This window comes from Microvirga sp. 17 mud 1-3 (genome assembly GCF_003151255.1).
Taxonomy (GTDB): domain Bacteria; phylum Pseudomonadota; class Alphaproteobacteria; order Rhizobiales; family Beijerinckiaceae; genus Microvirga.
This window is the reverse complement of the sequence record NZ_CP029481.1, coordinates 3,223,017-3,245,792: the sequence shown is the minus strand read 5'-3', so window position 1 is coordinate 3,245,792 and position 22,776 is coordinate 3,223,017. Positions and strand designations below refer to the sequence as shown.

General features: G+C 65.4%; 24 protein-coding genes. 14 read left to right on the top strand and 10 right to left on the bottom strand.

The genetic code is table 11. From position 1 onward, the window contains the following. The first annotated feature begins 31 nt into the window (after positions 1 to 31). From C4E04_RS15345 to C4E04_RS15305, 10 genes are all read left to right on the top strand, one after another. Positions 32 to 1,270, top strand: a complete 1,239-nt coding sequence (locus C4E04_RS15345; protein ID WP_109598700.1) for an ABC transporter substrate-binding protein — start codon at positions 32 to 34, stop codon at positions 1,268 to 1,270. Between the two features lie 35 nt (positions 1,271 to 1,305). After that, positions 1,306 to 2,433: an ABC transporter ATP-binding protein gene (locus tag C4E04_RS15340; RefSeq protein WP_109598698.1), complete on the top strand. Its 1,128-nt coding sequence runs from the start codon at positions 1,306 to 1,308 to the stop codon at positions 2,431 to 2,433. Between the two features lie 95 nt (positions 2,434 to 2,528). After that, on the top strand, positions 2,529 to 3,152 hold the full coding sequence (locus C4E04_RS15335) for a protein phosphatase (RefSeq protein ID WP_109598696.1): 624 nt from the start codon (positions 2,529 to 2,531) through the stop codon (positions 3,150 to 3,152). A 15-nt stretch (positions 3,153 to 3,167) separates the two neighbouring features. Next, positions 3,168 to 3,998 carry an inositol monophosphatase family protein gene (locus C4E04_RS15330; RefSeq protein WP_245416117.1) on the top strand — a complete coding sequence of 277 codons (831 nt, stop codon included), beginning with the start codon at positions 3,168 to 3,170 and terminating at the stop codon, positions 3,996 to 3,998. A 306-nt stretch (positions 3,999 to 4,304) separates the two neighbouring features. Beyond that, positions 4,305 to 4,487, top strand: a complete 183-nt coding sequence (locus C4E04_RS20960) for a hypothetical protein (RefSeq protein WP_162559421.1) — start codon at positions 4,305 to 4,307, stop codon at positions 4,485 to 4,487. Further along, on the top strand, positions 4,474 to 6,333 hold the full coding sequence (locus C4E04_RS15325; protein ID WP_245416116.1) for an iron ABC transporter permease: 1,860 nt from the start codon (positions 4,474 to 4,476) through the stop codon (positions 6,331 to 6,333). Before C4E04_RS20960 ends, C4E04_RS15325 begins: the two co-directional genes overlap by 14 nt. After that, positions 6,333 to 7,469: an ABC transporter ATP-binding protein gene (locus C4E04_RS15320; RefSeq protein ID WP_109598694.1), complete on the top strand. Its 1,137-nt coding sequence runs from the start codon at positions 6,333 to 6,335 to the stop codon at positions 7,467 to 7,469. Before C4E04_RS15325 ends, C4E04_RS15320 begins: the two co-directional genes overlap by 1 nt. Positions 7,470 to 7,568: 99 nt before the next feature. Beyond that, on the top strand, positions 7,569 to 8,720 hold the full coding sequence (locus C4E04_RS15315; RefSeq protein WP_109598692.1) for an ABC transporter substrate-binding protein: 1,152 nt from the start codon (positions 7,569 to 7,571) through the stop codon (positions 8,718 to 8,720). 100 nt (positions 8,721 to 8,820) lie between these two features. Beyond that, the gene (locus C4E04_RS15310) at positions 8,821 to 9,690 is read left to right on the top strand and encodes an inositol monophosphatase family protein (protein WP_109601177.1); all 870 of its coding nucleotides are present in this window, start codon (positions 8,821 to 8,823) and stop codon (positions 9,688 to 9,690) included. Between the two features lie 16 nt (positions 9,691 to 9,706). Continuing rightward, positions 9,707 to 11,431 (top strand): metallophosphoesterase, encoded by a 1,725-nt coding sequence (locus C4E04_RS15305; RefSeq protein WP_109598690.1) that lies wholly within the window; start codon positions 9,707 to 9,709, stop codon positions 11,429 to 11,431. Here the strand turns inward: C4E04_RS15305 and C4E04_RS15300 are convergent. From C4E04_RS15300 to C4E04_RS15280, 5 genes are all read right to left on the bottom strand, one after another. Continuing rightward, positions 11,389 to 12,408: a LacI family DNA-binding transcriptional regulator gene (locus C4E04_RS15300; RefSeq protein ID WP_109598688.1), complete on the bottom strand. Its 1,020-nt coding sequence runs from the start codon at positions 12,406 to 12,408 to the stop codon at positions 11,389 to 11,391. The two genes, C4E04_RS15305 and C4E04_RS15300, sit on opposite strands and share 43 nt — an antisense overlap. A 199-nt stretch (positions 12,409 to 12,607) precedes the next feature. Next, positions 12,608 to 13,510 (bottom strand): NAD(+) diphosphatase, encoded by a 903-nt coding sequence (gene nudC / locus C4E04_RS15295; RefSeq protein WP_109598686.1) that lies wholly within the window; start codon positions 13,508 to 13,510, stop codon positions 12,608 to 12,610. Positions 13,511 to 13,532: 22 nt separating this feature from the next. Next, positions 13,533 to 13,949, bottom strand: a complete 417-nt coding sequence (locus C4E04_RS15290) for an HIT domain-containing protein (protein ID WP_109598684.1) — start codon at positions 13,947 to 13,949, stop codon at positions 13,533 to 13,535. Between the two features lie 191 nt (positions 13,950 to 14,140). After that, positions 14,141 to 14,644 (bottom strand): ferritin-like domain-containing protein, encoded by a 504-nt coding sequence (locus C4E04_RS15285; RefSeq protein WP_109598682.1) that lies wholly within the window; start codon positions 14,642 to 14,644, stop codon positions 14,141 to 14,143. A gap of 115 nt (positions 14,645 to 14,759) precedes the next feature. Next, on the bottom strand, positions 14,760 to 15,944 hold the full coding sequence (locus C4E04_RS15280; RefSeq protein WP_109598680.1) for a DNA recombination protein RmuC: 1,185 nt from the start codon (positions 15,942 to 15,944) through the stop codon (positions 14,760 to 14,762). A gap of 96 nt (positions 15,945 to 16,040) precedes the next feature. On the opposite strand from C4E04_RS15280, the gene def reads away from it, so the two are divergent. The 4 genes from def to truA are packed head-to-tail and all read left to right on the top strand — an operon-like array spanning position 16,041 to position 18,739. Next, positions 16,041 to 16,562: a peptide deformylase gene (gene def, locus C4E04_RS15275; RefSeq protein WP_109598678.1), complete on the top strand. Its 522-nt coding sequence runs from the start codon at positions 16,041 to 16,043 to the stop codon at positions 16,560 to 16,562. Continuing rightward, complete coding sequence (gene fmt / locus C4E04_RS15270; RefSeq protein ID WP_109598676.1) at positions 16,559 to 17,491, top strand: methionyl-tRNA formyltransferase; 933 nt, start codon at positions 16,559 to 16,561, stop codon at positions 17,489 to 17,491. The genes def and fmt overlap by 4 nt, the downstream gene beginning before the upstream one ends. Continuing rightward, a complete protein-coding gene (locus C4E04_RS15265) occupies positions 17,488 to 17,994 on the top strand; it encodes a GNAT family N-acetyltransferase (protein WP_245416115.1) in 507 nt (168 codons plus the stop codon). Before fmt ends, C4E04_RS15265 begins: the two co-directional genes overlap by 4 nt. 1 nt (position 17,995) lies before the next feature. Further along, entirely contained in the window at positions 17,996 to 18,739 is a 744-nt protein-coding gene (truA, locus tag C4E04_RS15260) for a tRNA pseudouridine(38-40) synthase TruA (protein ID WP_109598674.1), read from the top strand. 4 nt (positions 18,740 to 18,743) lie between these two features. Here truA and C4E04_RS15255 read toward each other — a convergent pair whose 3' ends face one another. From C4E04_RS15255 to C4E04_RS15235, 5 genes are all read right to left on the bottom strand, one after another. After that, positions 18,744 to 19,334 carry a hypothetical protein gene (locus C4E04_RS15255; RefSeq protein WP_109598672.1) on the bottom strand — a complete coding sequence of 197 codons (591 nt, stop codon included), beginning with the start codon at positions 19,332 to 19,334 and terminating at the stop codon, positions 18,744 to 18,746. 172 nt (positions 19,335 to 19,506) lie between these two features. Further along, positions 19,507 to 20,664, bottom strand: coding sequence for a succinyl-diaminopimelate desuccinylase (gene dapE, locus C4E04_RS15250; protein WP_109598670.1), 1,158 nt, complete (start codon positions 20,662 to 20,664; stop codon positions 19,507 to 19,509). 4 nt (positions 20,665 to 20,668) lie between these two features. Then, entirely contained in the window at positions 20,669 to 21,511 is an 843-nt protein-coding gene (gene dapD / locus C4E04_RS15245; RefSeq protein ID WP_109598668.1) for a 2,3,4,5-tetrahydropyridine-2,6-dicarboxylate N-succinyltransferase, read from the bottom strand. A 325-nt stretch (positions 21,512 to 21,836) separates the two neighbouring features. Next, positions 21,837 to 22,442 (bottom strand): recombination mediator RecR, encoded by a 606-nt coding sequence (recR, locus tag C4E04_RS15240; RefSeq protein WP_109598666.1) that lies wholly within the window; start codon positions 22,440 to 22,442, stop codon positions 21,837 to 21,839. Positions 22,443 to 22,451: 9 nt separating this feature from the next. After that, a complete protein-coding gene (locus C4E04_RS15235; protein WP_109598664.1) occupies positions 22,452 to 22,772 on the bottom strand; it encodes a YbaB/EbfC family nucleoid-associated protein in 321 nt (106 codons plus the stop codon). Positions 22,773 to 22,776 lie beyond the last annotated feature (4 nt).

Here is a 22,776-nt window from a genome sequence, read left to right as displayed (position 1 = left end):
CGTGAAGGGAAAAGAACGGAGGAAACCCACCATGACACCGACATTCCGCACCGCCAAAGCCCTGCTCGCAGCCGGTGCCCTGACCGTCGCCCTGGCGGCGCCCGCCCTGGCACAGCAGGCTGATCCCAAATGGGATGCCTGGCTGCAGAAGAGCCAGCTCGGGCCCTATCAGAAGAACGAGAACTGGGACGAGGTCGTCGCCAACGCCAAGAAGGAAGGCGAGGTCGTCGTCTATTCGTCGACCGGCACCATGATGAAGGTGGCCGAGGACTTCGCGAAGTTCTATCCGGAGATCAAGGTCAAGGCCTACGACCTCGGGTCGGAGAAGACCATCGAGAAGGTCGTGCGCGAGCATCAGGCCGGCGTCTATGCGGCGGACGTCGTCTATTCGGGCGGCACCGAGCAGATGGTGTTCGATCTCCTGCCCAATCACCGCATCGTCAATTACGTACCGTCCTACCTGACGGACAAGATCCCGGCCGAACACCGCGAGCCCCTGCTGACGCACGTGATCGAGGCCTACGGCATCTTCTACAATTCGGAAGCCTATCCACAGCCGCCCATCAAGAGCATCTGGGAGCTCACCGAGCCGCAATGGAAGGGCCGCTTCTCCATGAAGTCGCCGGCCGGCTCTCTCACCACGCTTATGACGCTCGCGGCCATCGTCGAGCATTCCGACGAAATGCAGAAGGCCTATGAAGAGCATTACGGCAAGAAGCTCGAGCTCTCGTCCGGGGTCGAGAATGCCGGTTACGAGTTCCTGCACCGCCTGATCGGCAACGACATCGTGATTTCCGACAACAGCTCGAAGATCGCGACCGCCGTCGGCCTGCGCGGGCAGGCCAAGCCGCCGATGGCCTTCTCGGTCATCCACTATCTGACCAAGAACCAGAGCGACAATTACGCGAATGCGATCCCGTACGATCTGAAGCCGTCGGCCCTCTACTCCTACCCGACCTACGTGACCATCGCCGGGCAGGCGCCGCATCCGAATGCCGCGAAGCTCTTCGTGGCCTTCCTGATGGGCAGCAAGGACCTGAACCTTTCGTCCGAGCTGAAGCCGCCGTTCCGGTCCGGAAAATCCCTGGAGCTTCTGCAGGGTATGGCAGCCTTCTACCAGATCGGCACCTTCTCGCCGCGCACCGACGTTCCGGCGCCGCCGCACAGCGAGATGTGGCCGAAGGCCAAGAAGCTCACCGCGTCGCCTGAATTCGTGCGGGACAACATCGCGAAGATCAGCGACTTCTGGATGGCCGAGACGAGCCGATAACGTAAGCCGAACGGCTTCCTAGCGAGAGAGTGCCCATGTCTGAAATCGTCCTCAGCAACATCACGAAGTCGTACGGAAGCCATCTGGCCATTCCGGGCCTCGATCTCGACATCCCGAAGGGCAGCTTCGTGACCCTGCTCGGGCCGTCGGGCTGCGGCAAAACCACGACCTTGCGCGTCATCGCCGGCCTCGAGCAGGCGACGACGGGCGAGGTCCTTCTCGGCGGAAAGACCGTCTATTCCAGCCGGACCGGCACCTTCGTTCCGCCCGAGCGGCGCGGGCTCGGCTTCATCTTCCAGAGCTATGCCCTTTGGCCAAACATGAAGGTGGACCGGAACATCACCCTGGCGCTCTCGGAGGCGAAGCAGCCTCCGCAGGTGGTAAAGGAGCGTCTTGCGGAAGCGCTGGCGAAGGTCCAGCTCACCGGGCTCGAGGACCGCTATCCGTCCGAGCTGTCCGGAGGGCAGCAGCAGCGCGTCGCCGTCGCCCGCCTCATCGCGGCACGCAACGCGATTCTCCTCATGGACGAGCCTTTGTCGAACCTCGACGCCAAGCTCAGGACCGAGATGCGCACGGAGCTCAAGCGCCTGCACCGGGAGCTTCAGGCGACGACCGTCTATGTCACGCACGATCAGGTCGAGGCGCTGACCATGTCCGACATCATCGTAGTGATGAAGGACGGCGTCATCCAGCAGCAGGGCACGCCCTACGAGATCTATCACGATCCGGCGAACCTCTTCGTCGCGGAGTTCATCGGCGATCCGCGGATCAACCTGCTCGACGGAACCTTGAGCACGGCCGGGGGCGAGCGGGTCGTGCGCTTCGGCGAGACCGACATTCCCGTCCCGGCCGGCCTGCAGAGCGCCGACGGGCCCGTGACCTTCGCGATCCGTCCGGAAAACATCGTCATCGCCGAGAAGGCGGGCCCGGCGAGCCTTGCGGCGGAGGTCGATATCGTCCAGCCCACGGGCTCGCAGACGATCATCTCGCTCCTGGTTGGGGCGCATCGGATCACGGCGCTCATTCCACGCTTCGAGACCGCTCTTCCGAAGAAGAATATCTGGATCGACTTTCCGGCCGACAGGCTCTCCTTCTTCGACAAGCGGAGCGGCACCCGCATTCCAGCCGCAAAACCTGCCCTGCAGGCGTCCCATGCCGCATGACGGCCGGCTCGGATCACGTCGGAAAGGCGCGACGTCTTTCGGCCGAAGCGCATTGAGCCAGCATTTTTTCTGAAGATCGAGGAACACGACATTCCATGACGAATCCGTTCAAGTTCAACCGTCCGCCGATGAGCCTCATCGTGGATGACCTGCCGCCCTTCGGGATCAAGCTTTTCGTGGGCGGCGCCGCGGCCGCGGCCGACAAGGCGCTCCTGGAGCGCAACGACGTAGCCATCGTGGTCAACTGCGCCGTCAACCTGGACATCGACTATCTGGCGGGGGCGGAATCCTCCGAAACCACGTCGCCCCACGGGCCGATCCGCAACTACAAGCTCGGTCTCATCGACGATGACGGCAATCCGGATACGATGCTCCTTGCTGGATATTACCTGCTGGACGGCGCCCTGCACCAGCAATTGCCGGACCGAAGCACCTATCCGCATCGCCGCCGGGGCAACGTATTGCTCCATTGCCGGGGCGGCCGCAGCCGCTCGGTCATTCTGGCGGCGCTCTACATCCATATCCAGATGCCGGACCGCTTTCCCACCCTCGACGCGGCGATCGCACATCTCCGGGCCGCCCGCGAGCTTCATCCCAGCGAGTGGATGGAGACGCCCAAGCCGATGCTCACCGAAGCCGCCCGCCACGCGGCATCGTGGATCCACCGGATCGAGCAGGAAAAGCACTCGGCGCCGAAGCGCGCGGCCTCACATTCATAAAACAGGAATTTCACCATGTTGGCGAACACTACGGCCAAGGCTGTCGAGCCGGCCATTCATGCTCTTCCGGCGAGCGCCAGCCTGCGGTTGCCCGTGGCCTGCGCGGCGGCTCGCGAGGCGGGCTTCCTGGCGCGCAGGCGCTTCAACGGGCGACCGGGCCTTTCCAACATCAACCTCAAGGGCCACCAGGATTATCTCTCGGCGGTCGATGCCGAGGTGGAAGGCCTGCTGCGCACCAGGCTGCTGGAGAGCTTTCCCGAGGATTCGTTCTTCGGCGAGGAGGGCGGCGGCTCTTTCGACGACAATGTCTGGGTCGTCGATCCCATCGACGGCACGGCCAATTTCGTGCGCGGCATCCCACAATTCTGCATCTCGCTCGCCTATGTGCGTGACGGACGGACGCAGATCGGCATCATCTATGATCCGATGGCCGACGAGCTGTTCGTCGCAGAGCGGGGCAGGGGGGCGACGCTCAACGGGGAACCCATCCGGGTCAGCGGGCTGGACGAGATCAACTCCTCGACCATCGAGGCAGGATGGTCGAACCGGCTGCCGTTCAGCCAGTACGTGGACCTGATCGGCCGTCTGCTTGACGACGGAGCAGGCGTTCGCCGGGGTGGGTCGGGGGCCCTGGCTCTGGCCTATGTGTCGGCCGGGCGTCTGGACGGCTATTGCGAACTGCACATGAATTCCTGGGACGCGCTGGCTGGCCTGCTTCTCATCGAGGAGGCCAGAGGCTGGGTGAACGATTTCCTGGCCAATGACGGCCTGCGCGACGGCAACGCCGTGCTCGGCTGTACGCCGGGCTTGAGAGAGCGCCTCGTTCGGCTGACGGGCGTAGACTAACAGATCGCCTGAACTTCAGAGCAACTTCTCCTGCCAGTAAGAAGAAAGCGCGCCATGGACAGCAAAGCGAAGCCGTCATCGTTCTTGCACAGGTGTGCATGCCGTGCTCTAATTCCGGTTCTCACGCTTTAGGCGGGTGTTTTGTTCAACCGGAGACCATCAGGCCAGTAGTTCGAAACCAAACATCGCCGCGGGCTTGCAGCGATGAAGCAAAAGACCGGGGCCGGATCGCAAAGCGAACTCGAGAAACCCGGCAGCTTCCCATCAGCAGCATGATGCAAGTCGCGGCCACCACGGGAGGAAGACGTGAGGCGTCGCATTGCCATCGGGATTGATGGCTGGATTTCACTGTCCGGGTCCGCGCCTGCTGGCCGGACCGGGCGGCACCATTCCGGCGGCATGTCCCGGAAATGGATCGAGGTTCCGGGAACACGGCGCCAGTTGAAATTCGCCCGAAGCGTCACGGTGGCCGAACATGCGGCCTCTTAGTTCATCTACGAGAGATGCCTCCTTCGCGGGTGGCGGGATCGCCCCGTTGCCGCCCACGACTTTCCAGCGCTTGCGCTACAGGCTCAAACTCTCCTTGAGAGAGCCGACGACCGTCATCGGCATCCTAACGGCGCTTCTGTTCGCCTATCTGATCGTCGTGCCGATCGCCTCCATGCTGACCGACGCGGTGCATGTGCAGTTTGGTGACGAGAGGCGGATCGGCCGGCCCTTCGGCGAGCTCACCCTCTATTATCTCAACCGGGCCTTCCTGGCTCCCATCTCGACTGCCCTGTTCTGGACACCGCTGCTGAACACGCTTTCGGTGGCGTTCGGCGCGATTGTGATCTCGTTCCTGGTGGGCACGCCGCTGGCGTGGCTGATCAGCCGGACCGACATGCTCGGGCGCAAGTGGTTCGCCACGGCGCTCATCGTTCCCTACATGCTGCCGGCCTGGACCTTCGCACTGGCTTGGACAACTCTGTTCAAGAACCGCACGGTCGGCGGGCAGCCGGGATGGATCGAGGCGCTGGGCTTCACGCCGCCGGACTGGCTGGCTTACGGGCAGGTTCCGATCACCATCGTCCTCGCGCTGCACTACACGCCGTTCATCATCCTGCTGTTCGGCTCGGCCTTGCGCCGCTTCGACTCTCAGCTCGAAGACTCGGCTCGGATTCTCGGCGCGCGGCAATATCAGGTCGCGTGGCGGATCATCCTGCCGCTCATGCGCCCAGCGCTGCTCTCCGCCATGGTGCTGATCTTCGCCAAGTGCCTCGGCGAGTTCGGCGTGCCTTACGTCCTCGGCCTGCCGGTCAAGTTCGAGGTGCTCTCGACTTCTCTCTTCCGAAGCATTTCATCCCGGCAGAGCGGCGTCGCCGCAGTGCTCGCAGGCGCCATCATGCTGATCGGCATCGTCACGCTGCTGATCGACGCCAGGCTCGTCAAGGAGGCCCGCCGGTTTGTCACCGTCGGCTCGAAGGGCACGATGAACCGGCTGACGCGCCTCGGTCGGCTGCGGATCCTCGCGACGCTTTTCGCCGCGACGGTCTTCATGCTGAGCGTCGGGCTGCCGCTGCTCACCCTGTTCCTCTCCACGATCATGGAAGTGCCGGGCCGCTTCGCGTTCGACAACTTCACCCTGAACTACTGGATCGGGCGGGATCTGGACAGCGTCGCCCTCCGGACCGGGATCCTGCTGAGCCCGGATCTCTGGCGCGCGGCCTGGAACACCCTGTGGATCGTCGGCCTGGCCTCGGTCACGTCCGGCCTCCTGGGGCTCCTCGTGGGATACGTAGCGGTGCGCACGCCGTTCCGGCCCCTCGCGACCTTCCTGCGTCAGGTCACGTTCCTTCCCTATCTCGTGCCCGGCATCGCGTTTGCGACGGCCTATCTGTCGCTCTTCGCCGTGCAGCGCGGTCCGGTCCCGGCTCTGTACGGGACAAGCGCGATCCTCATGCTGGCCCTCATGGCGGACCAGATGCCCTACGCGTCTCGCGCCGGCGTCTCGGCCATGATGCAGCTCGGCAAGGATCCGGAGGAGGCAGCACAGGTCGCGGGCGCGGGATGGTTCAGGCGCATGCTGTCGATCGTCATCCCCATCCAGAAGGGATCGCTGGTCACTGGGATCCTGCTGCCCTTCATCTCGGGGATCAAGGGGCTCAGTCTGTTCGTCGTCCTCGCGGTGCCGAGCACCGATGTCCTGACGACCTTCTCCATGCGTCTCGTGGACTATCACTATACGCAGGCGGCGAATGCCGTCGTGCTGATCGTCGCGGGCATCGCCTATGCGGGCACGCTTGCGGCGCAGAAACTGACCAGGACCAACATCGCAGAAGGACTCGGTGGCTGATGCCGACTATTACCCTGCGCGATGCGCAAAAAAGCTATGGGACCAACGCGGCGAACGCGGTCTCCAACCTCGATCTCGAGATCGGCGACGGGGAGTTCATGTGCCTGCTCGGGCCCTCGGGCTGCGGGAAGACGACGACCTTACGCATGATCGCCGGTCTCGAAAACCTTTCGGATGGAGAGATCCGGATCGGCGAGCGGGTTGTGGATTCCGTCCGCCAGGGCGTCTTCGTTCCGCCTGAGAAGCGGGAGATGGGGCTCGTCTTCCAGAGCTATGCACTCTGGCCGCACCTGACCATCGAGCACAATACGGATTTCGGCCTGCGCCTGCGCAAGGTCCCGAAGGCCGAGCGGGAGGCGCAGGTCGAGCGGGTGATGCGGGCCCTCGACATCGAAAAATACCGTCACCGCTATCCCTCGCAACTGTCCGGCGGCCAGCAGCAGCGTGTGGCCCTTGCCCGCATGCTCGCGGTCAATCCCGGCATCCTGCTGCTCGACGAGCCTCTGTCGAATCTCGACGCGCGGCTGCGCCTGGAGATGCGGGCGGAATTGAAGCGGATCCATCGGGAGTTCAACACCACGATCGTGTTCGTGACCCACGACCAGTGGGAGGCCATGACGCTTGCGACCAAGATCGCCGTGATGAACGAGGGCACGCTCCAGCAGCTCGGCACGCCGAACGAGATCTACGATCTGCCTGCGAACCGCTTCGTGGCCGAGTTTGTCGGCAGTCCTCCCATCAACATCCTGACACTCGAAGGCGCGGACAGTTCCGGGCTGGCTGGCGCGGCCCGCCACTATCTGGCTCGCTGGCATTCGGGCCCGGAGAGCATCGGCTCGGTCGGGATCCGGCCGGAAGCGCTCCGCCTGGCCCTGTCACCGGACCAGGTTCCGGAAGGCAGCTTCAGCGGCCCGGTCGAAGTCACGGGAATTTTGCCGACAGGCGGCAGCTGGATTCTCGAACTCGCCGGAGAAGGGGACCCGCTCTTCATGACGATGCACGAGGCGCCGGAGATGGACCTGGGAACGAAGGCGCACTTTTGGGCGAAGCCCGAGGTGCTGCATGTCTTCGACGCCAAGGGACAACGCTCCACCGCGTTCGACAGGAGCGTCCGCCGTCGCGCCCCGACACAATAGGGGATGCGGCGTCGAACCGGCCGGCAGCGGTGCGGACCCGGGGGCACTCCGCACCGCGCCGGCTAAGCCAAAGGCGAAACGACAAAAGGGAGAGGAACGATGATGAAGGTCAATTCACGGGCTGGGCGCCGGAGAAAAGCGGGCGCTGCATTTCCGGCCGCCGGCCTCGCGGCGCTTCTGCTGCTGGCGCAGGCCCCCGGCGCGTCTGCCCAGGACGGGGATCTCGAGGCGCTCATCGCGGCGGCCAAGAATGAGGGCCCGATCAATGTCTACGACAGCACCGGAAAGATCGTCGAGATCGCCAAGGGGTTCAGCAAGAAATACGGCCTGAAGGCCACCGGCATGAAAGTCTCGGCCAACAGCCAGCTCGAGATGATCATCCGGGAAGGCCGCGCGGGCAATGTCCAGGGCGACGTGGTGCTGATCACCGACACGCCGGCCGCCTTCGCGCAGTTGATTCCGCAGAACTTCGTCGAGAGCTGGGTGCCGCCCGAGATGGCGAAGAAGATTCCGGCTCAGTTCCAGAAGCCCCTCGCCATTTCGACCAACGCCAATGTGTGGGCCTACAACACGGAGGTCTACGACAAGTGCCCGGTCAAGAACATGTGGGAGCTGACGGAGCCCAAGTGGAAAGGGAAGGTCGCCTTCGTCGATCCGCTCACCAAAGGCAGCTACACGGACTGGTTCAACCAGATGGCCCAGCATGGGGATGCCGAGGTGGCGGCCGCCTATAAGGCGCATTTCGGCAAGGACCTGAAGACCGACGAGGCGAGCGCTACCGCAGCCTGGCTGAAAGCCTTCGCGGCCAATGGGCCCCTCGTTACGGACGGGGACGACCCCATCTCCGAGGCTATCGGCGCACCCGGGCAGAAGGCACCCTTCTTCGGACTCGTCAGCTCGGCCAAGTTCCGGGACAATGCCGACAAGGGCTACAAGCTCGGCCTGTGCACGGACATCAAGCCGTGGGTCGGCTGGACCTACACCAAGCTTGGCCTGATCGCGCAGAAGACCAAGAGCCCCAACACCGCGAAGCTGTTCATCCACTATCTCCTCACGCCGGAAGGCATCGGGCCCCAGATGCAGGACGGCAAGATGCCGACCAATATCGACATCAAGCTCCCGGAGGACGAGCCCTCGGGGATCGGGACCGTCTCGGAAAAGCTCTTTCAATACGATGCGTCCACAGGGCTCAGCGATTGGGACACCCGCCAGGACTGGCAGGATTTCTGGCAGGTGAACTACAAGAAGTAAGTCATCCGGCGCCGGTGAGAGCATGGCCGGATATGGTCACGTCCTCACCGGCACCTTCTCGTGCCGGGTCCGGCAAACCTCTCTCCATCATGGTGTCCGTATGACCGTTTCAAGGGAATCGTCCCGCCTTCTCGATGTCGCCCGGCGGGCCGCGCTCGAAGTCCGTGATCCGCTGCGCGAGGCCTTCCGCTCGACTATCGCGGTCGACTACAAGGTCGACCTTCACGACGTAGTGACGGAGCACGACAAGCGCTCTGAGGAAACCATCACCGCCTTCATCATGCGCGAGGTTCCGGATTCCATTCTGCTCGGCGAGGAAGGCGGCACCGTCGGCAACGGCTCCATCCAATGGTATGTGGACCCGATCGACGGCACCAACAACTTCGCGCGGGGCTTTGCCTTCTGGTGCGTCTCCATCGCGGCCGTGGTCGAAGGCGAGATCGTGGCGGGCGTCGTCTACGATCCGGTTTCCGACAACATGTTCACGGCCGATCTGGATGGCGCCTATCTCAACGGCCAGCGCATCGTGTCGTCAGCCGTGCCGCAGGAACAGCATGCGACCCTTATCACCGGATACCCCGTGTCGCGCGACTTCCGCCTCGACGGCAAGCGCCAGGCGCTCGACGATATCGGCGTGCTGATCGAAACGTTTTCGACTGTCCGCCGCCCAGGCAGCGCGGCGCTCAGCATCGCCCATGTGGCAGCCGGCTGGGTGGATGCGGCTGCCGGCTTCGGCGTCAATCCCTGGGACGTTACGGCCGCGATCCTGATCCTCCGGCAGGCGCGCGGAACCTATCTTCCGCTCACGCTCGGAAAGGTCGACGAGACTGCAAAGGACTATGCCTACCCGGGTTACGTCGCCATCGGCCAGGGCGGGAATTATCCGACCCTGACCGGTATCGCCAAAAACATCTCGGAGAGGCGGCAGGTGCTTGCCACCGGTCCGCGCGTAACGGCCGCCAGAGCCTGAGAAGCCGAGGAATCCCGTGACGTCCCTTCTCGCCTCTGGAACGGCAGCGCTGCCGAAGGTCGCCATCATCGCCGATCCGCATGTCCATGACACCTCCTTCCGGCCTCACGGCGCCCGGGAGGATTTCGCGTCCGTCCGGACGCTGGCGGACACGGTCGCGTCGACACGGGTGTTCAACGAGAGCAGCCATGCCCTGCGCGCCGCGCTCGACGATGTGGCGGCGCGGAACATTCGGCTCGTGGTCATTGTCGGCGATCTTCTGGATGATGGGCAGACCTTCAATCGCGCCGCAGCGCTCGCCCTGCTGCGGGACTACACGACGCGCTACGGCATGCGGTTCTTCGCGACCCCCGGCAATCATGACCTGTTTGCGCTGGCCGGGCGGCATATGGGCAAGCGCTTCCTCAATACGGACGGCACGCACATTCTGGTCACGAGCGACAGGGATGCGTCGCGCGGGCGCTCGGCGGGCCGCATCGTGACGGAGGCCGCCTTCTGCGACGGCTATACGGACGCACTGCCCGACATGGCGGAGCTCGGCTATTTCCGGCGCGATACCGACCTCCTGTGGGAATGTCCCTTCGGCGGATCGGATGCGCTCGCGGACAGAACCTACGAGGTCCGCTCCGACGACGGCCTCACGGAGGCGCAGATGATCGACGCCTCCTATCTCGTCGAGCCCGTCGAGGGATTATGGATCCTGTCCCTCGACGCGAACATCTACAAGCCGAGGAGCGGCGGGGACGAAGGCTTCGTCGACCGGAGCGAGGCCGGCTGGAATGCGATGCTGACGGACAAGCCGTTTCTCCTGTCCTGGGCAGGCGACGTCGCGCGCCGCGCCGCGGCCCTGAACAAGCGGCTTCTGGTCTTCTCGCATTATCCGGTCATCGGTCCCTTGAGCACGACGCTCGACGACGAGGTTCGCCTGTTCGGGCGGACGGCCTTTGCCCGGAGAATGCCGCGACCGGCGGTGGCCGAGGCGTTCGCGGAGGCCGGAATCGGCGTGCATTTCAGCGGCCATTGGCACGTCAACGAGACGGCACTCCTGCGCCGGGGCGGAGCCTTCCTGGTCAATGTCGCGGTGCCCTCGCTCACGGCGTTTCCGGCTGCCTACAAGATTGCGACATTCGAGGAGACGAGCCTCTCGGTCGAGACGGTCTCTTTACGCGACGTGCCGGGTTTCGATGCGGCCTTTCCAGCCTACGGGGTCGAGGCCCGGCGCAGGGGCATGGATTTCGGCGGGATCCTGCAGACGCGCAGCTATCCTGAGTTCCTGAGCCGTCATCTCGCCCAGCTGGTTCGCCACCGCTACCTGCCGCGGGAATGGCCCGAGGATTTCGCCGATGCGGTGCACGGGCTCACGGTCGGAGACCTCTTTAGGCTCGCCGGAGGGGAAACAGGCACGAACTCTCGTGCCATGCCGGAGAGCGTCCTCACACTTCCGTTCATCGAAATGGTGGCCGATTGGTACCGCCTTCGAAAAGGACGGCAACTGGCGCTCGACGAGATCCCGGACGAAAGGCTTGCAGCCTACCGGACCCTGATGTCGCGCTACGCGGCGGGCGCGTGGGAGCCTGCAAGCATCCAGTTCCGCCTCGCCGGATTCCTGCGCATGCTCGGCCAATATCTGGCAAGCCCGCCCTCGCGGGATTTCACGGTCGACCTTGAGACCGGCGAGATCCGGGACGGCGCGTCGGCCTATTTCGGGCGGACCGATTTGCGCCAGACAGGGAGGGGCTGAAAGCGGGTCGGCTCGCCGCCCTTCCGGATGGCCAGCGGCTCGTCGAGATGGCGGACGATGTGGTCGGCGATCTGGTCGATCGGCTGCCGGAACGTCGTGAGATTGTAGGACGACCATCCCGACTGCTCCACGTCGTCGAAGCCGATGACGCAGATGTCGTCCGGAATGGACATTCCGAATTCGTGCCGGGCCACATCCATGAAGCCGAAGGCCAGGAGGTCGGTGACGCAGAAGGCCGCGTCAGGGGCGTCGGAGCGGCTGAGAAGCATCCGGGCGGCCTCCGCGCCGGACGCATAGGCGGTCGGTCCGTATCGCGTCACGGTGACGTCGAGGCCCGCTTCCGCAGCCGCGAGCTGGAAGTTCTTCGCACGGCCGACGATGCTGGGCGTTCCCACATCCGAGGAGACGACCGCGATCCGCCGGCAGCCGGCCCGCCGCAGCATGTGGAATGCCTCCCGTGCGGCGGTCGCGCTGTCGACCATGATATTCTCTGGCCCGTCCAGATGGTCGTCGCGGTTGATCAGGATGACGTGCTGGCCATTGTTGATGCAGGTGTCGATAAGGGAGGCGCTCGGCGCTCCAGAGAAGACCACGGTCGCATCGGCCCGGTAGTTGAGGGATTTGCGCAGCGCGCCCGCGACGCTTTCGCTCTCGCCGGACGTGTTGATGACCATGGCGACCTTGTCGATCTCCTGAAGGCGCCGGGTCATGGTCTCGAGCATGCGGGATTGGAACGGCGTGTTGAGATCCGCCGCGATCAGGCAGACGATGTCGCTGCGTTCGTGGATGAGGCCCCGCGCGAGATGGTTGACGTGGTAGCCGAGCGTCTCCGCCGCCTGCATGACCTTCTTGCGTGTCGTCTCCGAAACGCTCGCCCCGGCCGTGAAGGTGCGGGACACCGCCGAGCGCGAGACGCCCGCCAGTTCCGCGACCCGCTGGGCGCTCACGAAGGTTCTGTTCGGCTTGATGTCGGGCACTGCCGTCCCTATGGCAAAGGTTGTCGATCTCGGCGTCTGTCAGCTTGCATAGCTGTGCATGAAGAAGGGGTGAAGCCCTTTGTGTATTCTAAAACGACCGATCCGGGTTGCAATGCACAATCTTGATGAGAAAGGTCGTTTCTGCGGTCTCCGTTCCTGCAAGCGTGTGCGGGACCCGCGCCGGAAGGGGCCTCTTAGCCTAATCCCGCACCCACTGGCGCAGGAGATGATGCGCAATGGCGATCGGCGAGGGGGCCGCGAAGGTCTCGTGGGTTCCGGCGATCATGCGCCGGACATCGTCCTTGGAGAACCAGCGGGCATCCTCCAGCTCGGCCGTGTCGAAGACGATCTCGTCGCTCTCCGCCTCGCCGGCGCAGCCGATCATGATCGAGGACGGGAAGGGCCAGGGCTGGGAGGCCAAGTAGCGCACGGCGCCGACCCGGATCCCTGCCTCCTCGAATACCTCCCGCCGCACCGCGTCCTCGATGGTCTCTCCCGGTTCCAGGAAGCCCGCCAGGCACGAATAGGACCGCGGCGCGAAGCGGGGCTGGCGCCCGAGCAGGCACCGGTCGCCGCGGGTGATCAGCATGATCACGACCGGGTCCGTGCGGGGGAAGTGCTGCGCCCCGCAGGCGTCGCAGTCGCGGCGGAAGCCCGCCTGGGCGTGGCACGTCGGGGCGCCGCAATTGGCGCAGAAGCGGTGCCGGGCATGCCAGTCGAGCAGGGACTTCGCCATGGCGAGCGTGCCAAGCTCCTCGGCCGGCACGAGGCCGTTCACCGCGACGGCACGCAGGTTCTCGACCGTGAAGGCCGGATCCTCCTCGAAGGTTTTTGCGGCCTCCGGGTCGGCCAGGGTGGCGATCACCGGCCTGTCCTGGAGATATCCGAGGAAGACCTGCTCCCGGTGGGCGGGCAGCCTTTCGAGCACGGAAGCGGGCAGGAAGCAGGTGCCCGGCTCGCCCGCCGTCAGGACCGGCAGGTCCCCGGCCAGGAGGACGATGGCGGCCTCCGGATCCCGCGCGTGGCGCGCCAGTGCCTCCGGGTCGTGCTCGACGCTGTGACGGACGAGCCGGTTCGTGATGTAGGCCATCAGGGAGGTCATGGAAGCGTCTTTCGGGATCGGCTCAGGCGGCCGCGAACAGGGTGGCGGCGCGCTCGACCAGGGCGGCGGCCGCGTGAGCGGGGTAGGGGGTGCGCGTCCCGTGGCCCCAGACGGGGCCCGGCCAGGCCGGGTCGGAGCGGAACCGCCCGACCACATGCACATGGAGCTGCGTCACGATGTTTCCGAGCGCCCCCACATTGACCTTGTCGGGCTTGGCGAGCGCCGTCATGACCCGCACGGCGATGCGCATCTCGTCCATGAGCTGCACGGCTTGCGCCGCGTCGAGATCGGTCAGCTCGCTGGCGCCCGCCAGGCGGGGAACCAGGACGAACCAGGGAAAACGGGCGTCGTTCAGGAGCAGGACCGACGACAAGGCAAGGTCGCCGACGGGAATCGTATCGGCTTCGAGGCGAGAATCGAGGGAGAACGCGGAGGTCATTGGCGCAACTTAGCCGAGCTTGATGCCCCATGCCTATACCGCCCGTATCATCCTTCGGCAGGTTCTGCGCCCCATCCCTGGATCATGGCGCGATGGATAACCTGTTTGTTCTTCAAGACAACGGCTCATGAACAGAAAGGCGGCCATGGGGCCGCCTTTCCCGTAACGATGAACTGAAGCGGATCCGAGCGTCAGGCTGCGCGGGTGTTGACCTTGCTCTCCGCGATGCGGGTCAGCTTTTGGTCCGTGGCCCTTTCCTGTTCCAGGATCTGGTGCAGGACGCCTGCGCAATCCTCGCGGCCGAGCTGCTTGGCCCAGGCGACCAGGGTTCCGTAGCGGGTGATCTCGTAATGCTCTACCGCCTGCGCGGCAGCGAGCAGGGCCGCGTCGAGCACCTGCGGGTCGTCGATATCGCCCGCGATGTCCTGGGCCTCGTCGATGATTCCGTCGATTGCCGGGCAGGTCACGCCCTTCGGATCGTGGCCGTGCATCCGGAACACCTGCTCGACCATCTTCACCTGCTGCTCGGTCTCGCCGAGATGCGACTGGAAGGCCTGCTTGAGCTGCGGATCGGTCGCCTTGGAGATCATCTCGGGCAGGGCCTTCGTGATCTGCTGTTCGGCGTAGTAGATGTCCTGGAGCGTGTGGATGAAGAGATCATCCAGCGTCTTGATGTCCTTCGAGAAAAGACCCATGGCGCATATCCTTCGGCTGGGGGAGCCAGTGCGCAGCACCGGCGGGGGATCGTGTCCGACGCTTCAAGAACGTCCCGCCGCTTGCTCTGTTCCCCGCCTGGACTGGGGCCTTCGGTCACTCGACGGCGCGCAGGCCCGGCCCGTGGAGCCTGATCCACTCGGCCTTCTCGGCATCGCCCTCGTCGAATTCCAGCGTCTCGATCTTCTGGCCGCGCTTGACGATCTTTTCGGTCGAGACCCTGATCTGCCCGACATCCTCCTGAGCCTGGCGGAAATGGGCGTCGAGCTTGGCCACGCGCCCGTTGAGGCGCTCCACGTCCTCCAGAAGCTTCTGCACCTCGACCTGGATCACATGGGCCTCTTCGCGGATGCGTGCATCGCGCACCAGGGACTGCATGACCTGGATCGCCAGCGCCAGCAGGGACGGCGAGACGATCACGACCCGCGCCCGATGGGCCTTCTGGACCACGTCCTCGAAATGCTCGGCGAGGTCCGCGTAGATGGACTCCGCCGGCACGAACATGATCGCGATATCCTGCGTCTCGCCCGGGATGAGGTATTTCTCGGCGATGTCGCGCACATGGATCAGGACATCGTTGCGCACTCGGGCAGCGGCGCGGACTTTTCCATCTTCATCCCTCGCGTCCCGGAACCGGATGAAGGCTTCGAGCGGGAACTTGGCGTCCACCACCAGACCCCGGGAATCGCCGGGCAGCCTCACGAGGCAGTCAGGCCGGGTGCGGTTGGACAGGGTCGGCTGGAATTCGAAGGCGCCGCTCGGGAGCCCGTCCCGCACGATCGCCTCCATGCGGCCCTGCCCATAGGCACCGCGGGCCTGCTTGTTGGAGAGAACGTCCTTGAGGCCGACGATCTCGCCCGCAAGATCCTTGAGGTTGCGCTGTGCCGCATCGATCACCGCGAGGCGCTCGTTGAGCCGTGACAGGTTTTCCGACTGGTGGCGGGTCGTGGCCTCCAGCCCCTGGCCGACCCGGTGCTGCAAGCCGTCGATCCGCTCGGAGATCAGCCGCACGAAATCGCTCTGGCGGGTGCCGAAGACCTCCGCGATGGTCTGCATCCGCCCCGTCATCTCGGCCTGGATGCGGGTCATCTCAGCCATCTTGTCGTCCATCTCGCGGGCCCGCTCGGCCGCCACGGCCGCCTCGAAGGCCCGCTCCCGCCGGCTCCGCAGGAGCACCAGGGTCATGACCATCAGGAGCAGGAGGCAGACGGCCGCGATCCCAGCCATCACCTTTCCGAACGGAAGGGCATAGGCGCCGAGGAGAAGGACGGAATCGTTCATGTGGGGTCCGTAGGCAAAGGTTCCGGTTGACGGAATCATCCGAACATAAGACGAACGATTTGACCATCCCGGCGCAACGGCTTATCTCCGCCCATCATGACGATCAGACCCCTCGTAATCCTCCCCGACACCAAGCTGCGCCTCGTTTCCGAGCCCGTGAACAAGATCACGGACGAGATCCGGGCGCTGGCCGAGGACATGCTCGAGACCATGTACGATGCGCCGGGCGTCGGCCTTGCGGCGATCCAGATCGGGGTTCCCAAGCGGATCGTCACCATCGACGTCTCCAAGTCGGAAACCGAGCATCAGCCGATGGTGCTCATCAACCCGGAGATCGTCTGGGCCTCCGAGGAGAAGCGCACCTACGAGGAAGGCTGCCTGTCGATCCCGGAATATTACGAGGAAGTCGAGCGCCCGGACCGGGTGCGCTTCCGCTACATGAATCTCGACGGCGAGACCATCGAGCAGGAGGCCGGCGAGCTGCTGGCGACCTGCGTGCAGCACGAGATCGACCATCTCAACGGCATCCTCTTCATCGACTACCTTTCGAAGCTCAAGCGCGACCGGGTCATGACGAAATTCAAGAAGGCCGCGAAGCGGGAGGCCGGCGGCGCATGAGCCTTCGCGTCATCTTCATGGGGACGCCGGACTTCGCGGTCCCGACGCTCTCCGAGATCGTCGGCCAGGGCCACGAGGTCGTCGCCGTGTACACGCGGGCTCCGGCAGCGGCCGGGCGCGGCATGGACCTGAGGCCCTCACCCGTGCACCGGATGGCGGAGCGCTTCGGGCTGCCGGTCCTGACCCCTAAGACCCTGCGCACCGAGGAAGCGGCCGAAATCTTCCGCGCCCATGAGGCCGACGTTGCCGTGGTCGTCGCCTACGGCATGATCCTGCCGAAGCCGATCCTCGATGCCCCCTCCCTTGGCTGCCTGAACCTGCACGCTTCCCTTCTGCCGCGCTGGCGTGGCGCCGCGCCGATCCAGCGTGCGGTCATGGCCGGAGATGCCGAGACCGGCGTCGCTGTGATGAAGATGGAGGAAGGCCTCGATACCGGCCCTGTCGCCATGGCCGAGCGGGTCGCCATCGCGCCGGACATGACGGCCGGCGAGTTGCACGACAAGCTGATGGTCCTCGGTGCCGACCTGATGGTGCGGGCGCTCGCGGCGCTTTCCCGCGGCGGCCTGAACTTCACGCCCCAGCCCGACGAGGGCGTCACCTACGCGCACAAGATCACCAACGAGGAGGCCCGGATCGACTGGGCAAAGACCGCCCAGGCGGTGCACGACCATGTCCGCGGCCTGTCGCCCTTCCCGGGCGCCTTCTTCACGGCCGATTTCGGCAAGGGCCCGGAGCGCGTGAAGGTGCTGCGCACGGCCCTTGAGAGCGGAAGCGGCGCGCCGGGCACGCTCCTCGACGACAAAGGGCTCATCGCCTGCCACGACGGCGCGGTCCGTCTCCTCCAAGTGCAGCGGGCCGGCAAAGGTCCCATGGCGGCCGATGCATTCCTGCGCGGCGTCAGGCTGGCCGCAGGGCTGAGCCTCGCATGACGTCCGGCCTGCGGATCCGGCCCGAGGAGCCCGGGGACCGGACCGCGATCCGCTCCCTTCACGTCGCGGCCTTCGGCGGCGATGCCGAGGCGGATCTGGTGGACCGGCTGCGCCGGGACGGCGATCTCTCCCTGTCACTTGTCGCTTGCGCCGACACGGTTCTCGGCCATGTGGCCTTTTCGCCGCTCACCCTCCCGGAAGCGCCAGGCATCCGGGCTCTCGCGCTTGCGCCGGTGGCGGTGCTCCCGGACTTCCACGCACAGGGCATTGGGACCGCCCTCATCGAGGACGGGCTCCAGCGTCTGGCCGATGAGGGAGCGGATCTGGTCCTGGTGCTGGGCGATCCGGCCTATTACGGGGAATTCGGCTTCCAGGCCGAGGATACATCTGCTTTGTCGACGCCCTATGACGGCCCCTACCTCCAGGCTCTGTTCCTGACCGAGGCGGGGCGGAACGCGCGCGGACCGGTCGCCTATGCGAACGCCTTCGCGGAGCTGGCCTGACATGCCCCGCTACAAGCTCGTCGTCGAATATGACGGCACGCCATTCACGGGCTGGCAGCATCAGGCGAACGGGCTGTCCGTCCAGCAGGCGGTCGAGGAGGCCATTGCGCGCTTCGCCGGCGAGACAGTGCGGATCCATTGTGCAGGCCGGACCGATTCCGGCGTCCATGCGACCCATCAGGTGGTCCATGTGGATCTCGCCAAGGACTGGCGGCAGGACACGGTCCGGGACGCCACCAACGCCCATCTGAAGCCTGCGCCAGTTTCCATCCTCTCGGCCGTGCAGGTGCCGGACACGTTTCATGCGCGGATGTCCGCCATCAAGCGCCACTACGTCTATCGCATTCTCAACCGGCGCTCCCCGCCGGCCCTTGAGATCAACCGGGCCTGGCATGTGGCCTGGCCCCTCGACGCGGCCGTGATGCACGAGGCTGCCCAGACCCTGATCGGGCGGCACGACTTCACCACCTTCAGGGCCGCCGAGTGCCAGGCGAACAGCCCGGTCAGGACCCTTGACCGCCTCGATGTGGAGCGGACCGGGAACGAGATCCGGATCTATGCCTCCGCCCGCTCGTTCCTGCACCACCAGGTCCGTTCCATGGTCGGAACCCTGGAACGGGCCGGTGCCGGACGCTGGACGGTGGACGAGGTTCGCAATGCCCTCGATGCTCGGGACAGGACCCGCTGTGGGCCCATGGCGCCTTCCATGGGCCTCTACCTGATCGGCGTCGATTACCCGGACTGAGGCCTCAGGTCAGGATGCCGCGCATCGCCGCCTGGATGAGGCTGTTGAGCAGCACGCCAAAGGCGACGATCCCGAAGGCGGGAAGCCCCGGAAGGCCCAGGGTCGCCTTGGTGGCGAACCACTGCGCCCGCAGCACGATGATGAAGAACGCCAGGCTGAAGAGGCTGGCGAGCGGGGGCGGCGCCCAGCCGAGGATCAGCAGGAGGACCGGCACCGACATGACCAGCATGGTCATGACGCTGACCCAGTTCATCACAATGACGAACGGCACGTAGCGGTGAGTCAGGCCGAGCTTGCGCGTGCCCCAGATCATCGCCACGGGCAACGCCACGAAGCTCGCCACCTGGCCGAAGGCGACCACCGCATCGATCCAGAAACTGTCGAGCAGCGGATGGTTCGGCACCAGCAGACCGAGGCGCAGCCGCTCGAAGGCGACCGAGACGATATAGGCCGGAAGCGTGAGCCAGATCGCCGCGAAGGAGCGCCAGAATCCTCGCTCGCTCATGTCGAAGGCCTGAAGACCCTCGGCACGGCTGTTGAGCAGGTCGAGGGTGCCTTTGAACGAGCGATTAACTTCGTCGGCCGTCACGATCATGGGCTGAACTCCGGGAAGACGAGTGCCCACGAAAACCGGCAAAATCCGCGAACGTTCCGAACTTCGTCGACTTTCGTCGAAGGCGAACAACGTTCGGCCGGCTCGCCCGAATGCCCCGAAAGCAAGGGATTCCTATCGACGGCCCGGCTCCTGATGAAGTCCGGACCGGCGATCAGGCGGCAAAATAGGAATCGAGCAGCTTCCGATAGATGCCCGCGAGCCTGTCGAGGTCCGCGACCGGCACGCGCTCGTCGACCTGGTGCATGGTCTGGCCCACGAGGCCGAACTCGACCACTGGGCAATCCCGGACGATGAAGCGCGCATCCGACGTGCCACCCGTGGTGGAGAGCTTGGGCCGGATCCCGGTCTCTGCCTCGACTGCCTCGGCGATGAAGGTCACGAAGGCATTGGGCTCGGTCAGGAACGCGACCGCATTGGTCGGCTCGACGGTGAGCGTATAGCGCACATGGTTGCCGGCAGCCTCGCGCAGGCGGCGGGCAAGCTCCTCCTCCAAGCTCTGCGGCGTCCAGCGATCGTTGAAGCGGATGTTGAAGGTGGCCCGTGCCGCGGCCGGAATCACGTTCGCGGCCGGGTTGCCCACATCGACGGTCGTGACTTCGAGATTGGAGGCGTCGAAATGCTCCGTGCCGTGGTCGAGGGGCTCGCCGATGAGGGCGGAGAGCAGCCGCATGAGGTGAGGGATCGGGTTATCGGCGAGGTGCGGATAGGCCACGTGCCCCTGCTTGCCCTCGACCGTCACATGCCCGGTGAGCGAGCCGCGCCGGCCGATCTTGATCATGTCCCCGAGCCGCTCCGGATTGGTCGGCTCACCCAGGATGCAGGCGTCGAAGCGCTCGCCCCGGGCCTTCGCCCATTCGAGAAGCTTCACGGTGCCGTTGACGGCTGGTCCTTCCTCGTCCCCGGTGATGAGGAAGCCGATGGAGCCTCCGAAATCCGGCCGCTCGCGGAGGAAGGCGAGCGCCGCCGCCATCATGCAGGCGATCCCGCCCTTCATGTCGACCGCACCGCGCCCATGGAGCTCGCCCCCGTCGATCACCCCGCCGAACGGATCGTGCCGCCAGCGGGCGACATCGCCCGGCGGCACCACGTCCGTATGGCCGGCGAAGAGCAGGTAGGGGCTCCCTGTGCCATAGCGGGCATAGAGGTTTTCCACGTCCGGCGTGCCGGGCTCGGAGAAGACCGGCCGATGCACCGCGAAACCCGCTTCCCGAAGGACGCTCTCGATGTAAGCCAACGCTCCGCCTTCGGCGGGGGTCACTGAAGGGCAGCGGATGAGGGATTGTGCGAGGGAGACGGGGGAGTGATCCATCGGATCAATCCCTCAACAGCTCGTTGATCCCCGTCTTGGCCCGGGTCTGCGCGTCGACGCGCTTCACGATGACGGCGCAGTAGAGGGATGGGCCGGGGGTGCCGTCGGGCAGCGGCTTGCCAGGGAGCGAGCCGGGGACGACCACCGAATAGGGCGGGACCTTGCCGACGAAGACCTCGCCGGTATTGCGGTCGATGATCTTGGTGGAGGCCGAGATGAAGACGCCCATGGACAGCACCGAGCCCTCGCCGACCACGACGCCCTCCACCACTTCGGAGCGGGCGCCGATGAAGCAATTGTCCTCGATGATGGTGGGATTCGCCTGAAGCGGCTCAAGCACGCCACCGATGCCGACGCCGCCGGAGAGGTGCACGTTCTTGCCGATCTGCGCGCAGGAGCCGACGGTCGCCCAGGTATCGACCATGGTGCCTTCGTCCACATAGGCGCCGAGATTGACGAAGGACGGCATCAGCACCACGCCGGGCGCGATATAGGCGCCGCGCCGCACGGTGCAGTTGGGGACTGCGCGGAAGCCCGCATCCCGGAACCGATTCTCGCCCCATCCGGCGAATTTGGACGGGACCTTGTCCCACCAGGTGGCCTCGCCCGGGCCGCCCTTGATCACTTCCATGTCGTTGAGGCGGAAGGACAGGAGCACGGCCTTCTTCAGCCATTGATGCACCTGCCATTCGCCGCCGACTTTCTCGGCGACACGGGCCTTGCCGGAATCGAGCAGGCTGATGGCCTCTTCCACGGCGTCGCGCACGGCGCCCTTGGTGCCGGGGCTCACATTCGCCCGGTCCTCCCAGGCGTTGTCGACGGTGCGGGCGAGATCGGTATGGGACATGGATCGGCTCACAGGCTTTGGAGAGAATGGCGGGAGGTCTGCTTAGCAACGGCGCCCCGGCCTGTCACCTGATCCGTGCCGGAATGGGAGCGATGTGCGCTGTTCCAGGGCGTGAGCCGGTTATGACAAGGCGAAATCCGGGGAAGGACGCGCGCAACCGGGACACGATACGACAGGATTCCCTCCCCCTTGTGGGGAGGGCAAGGGTGGGGGTGTTAGCGCAAGACTCTCAGAACGTGGCGCTCACACCCCCCTCTCCAACTCTCCCCCACAAGGGGGGAGAGGGCGGGTCGCGCTTCCCGCGAGCATCCGAGATCTTTGGGGATCAGAAAGCCGTCCGCTGCCGGATCGCTGCCGAGAGGGTGCCTTCGTCGAGGTAGTCGAGTTCGCCGCCAACCGGCACGCCGTGGGCGAGCTTCGTGACCTTCACGGGGAGATGGGCGAGGAGTTCGGTGATGTAGTGGGCGGTCGTCTGGCCGTCGACGGTCGCGTTGAGGGCCAGGATCACCTCCGCGACGCCGGGCTCGGAGGCGCGGGCCACGAGACGATCGAGATTGAGGTGTTCAGGGCGCACGCCGTCGAGGGGCGAGAGCACGCCGCCGAGCACGTGGTAGCGGGCATTGACGGCCCCCGAGCGCTCCAGGGCCCAGAGGTCCGACACATCCTCGACGACCACGAGGATCGAGGTGTCGCGGCGCGGATCGCGGCAGATCGTGCAGGGATCCGACGTATCCACGTTGCCGCAGGACGAGCACACGACGATGCGCTCGTTGGCGACGCGCATGGCCTCGCTCAACGGGTTGAGAAGCGTGTCGCGCTTCTTGATGAGATGCAGCGCGGCGCGCCGGGCCGAGCGCGGCCCCAGGCCCGGAAGGCGGGCCAGGAGCTGGATCAGGCGCTCGATCTCGGGTCCGGCGACGTTCTGGGCCATCGCGATCCCTTAGAACAGCTTCATGCCGGGCGGCAGCGGCAGGCCCTTGGTCAGCTCCGCCATCCTGTCCTGCGCGGCCCTGTCGGCCTTTCCGCGGGCGTCGTTCATGGCGGCCACGATGAGATCCTCGAGGATCTCCTTCTCGTCCGGGTTCATGAGCGACGGATCGATGCTGATCGCCTTCAGGGCGCCCTTGCCCGAGACCCGCACGGTCACGACCCCGCCGCCGGCGGTGCCCTCGACCTCGACGGTGTCGAGCTCGGCCTGGGCGTCCTGCAGCTTCTGCTGCATGGCCTGAGCCTGCTTCATCAATCCCATAATGTCTTTCATGACG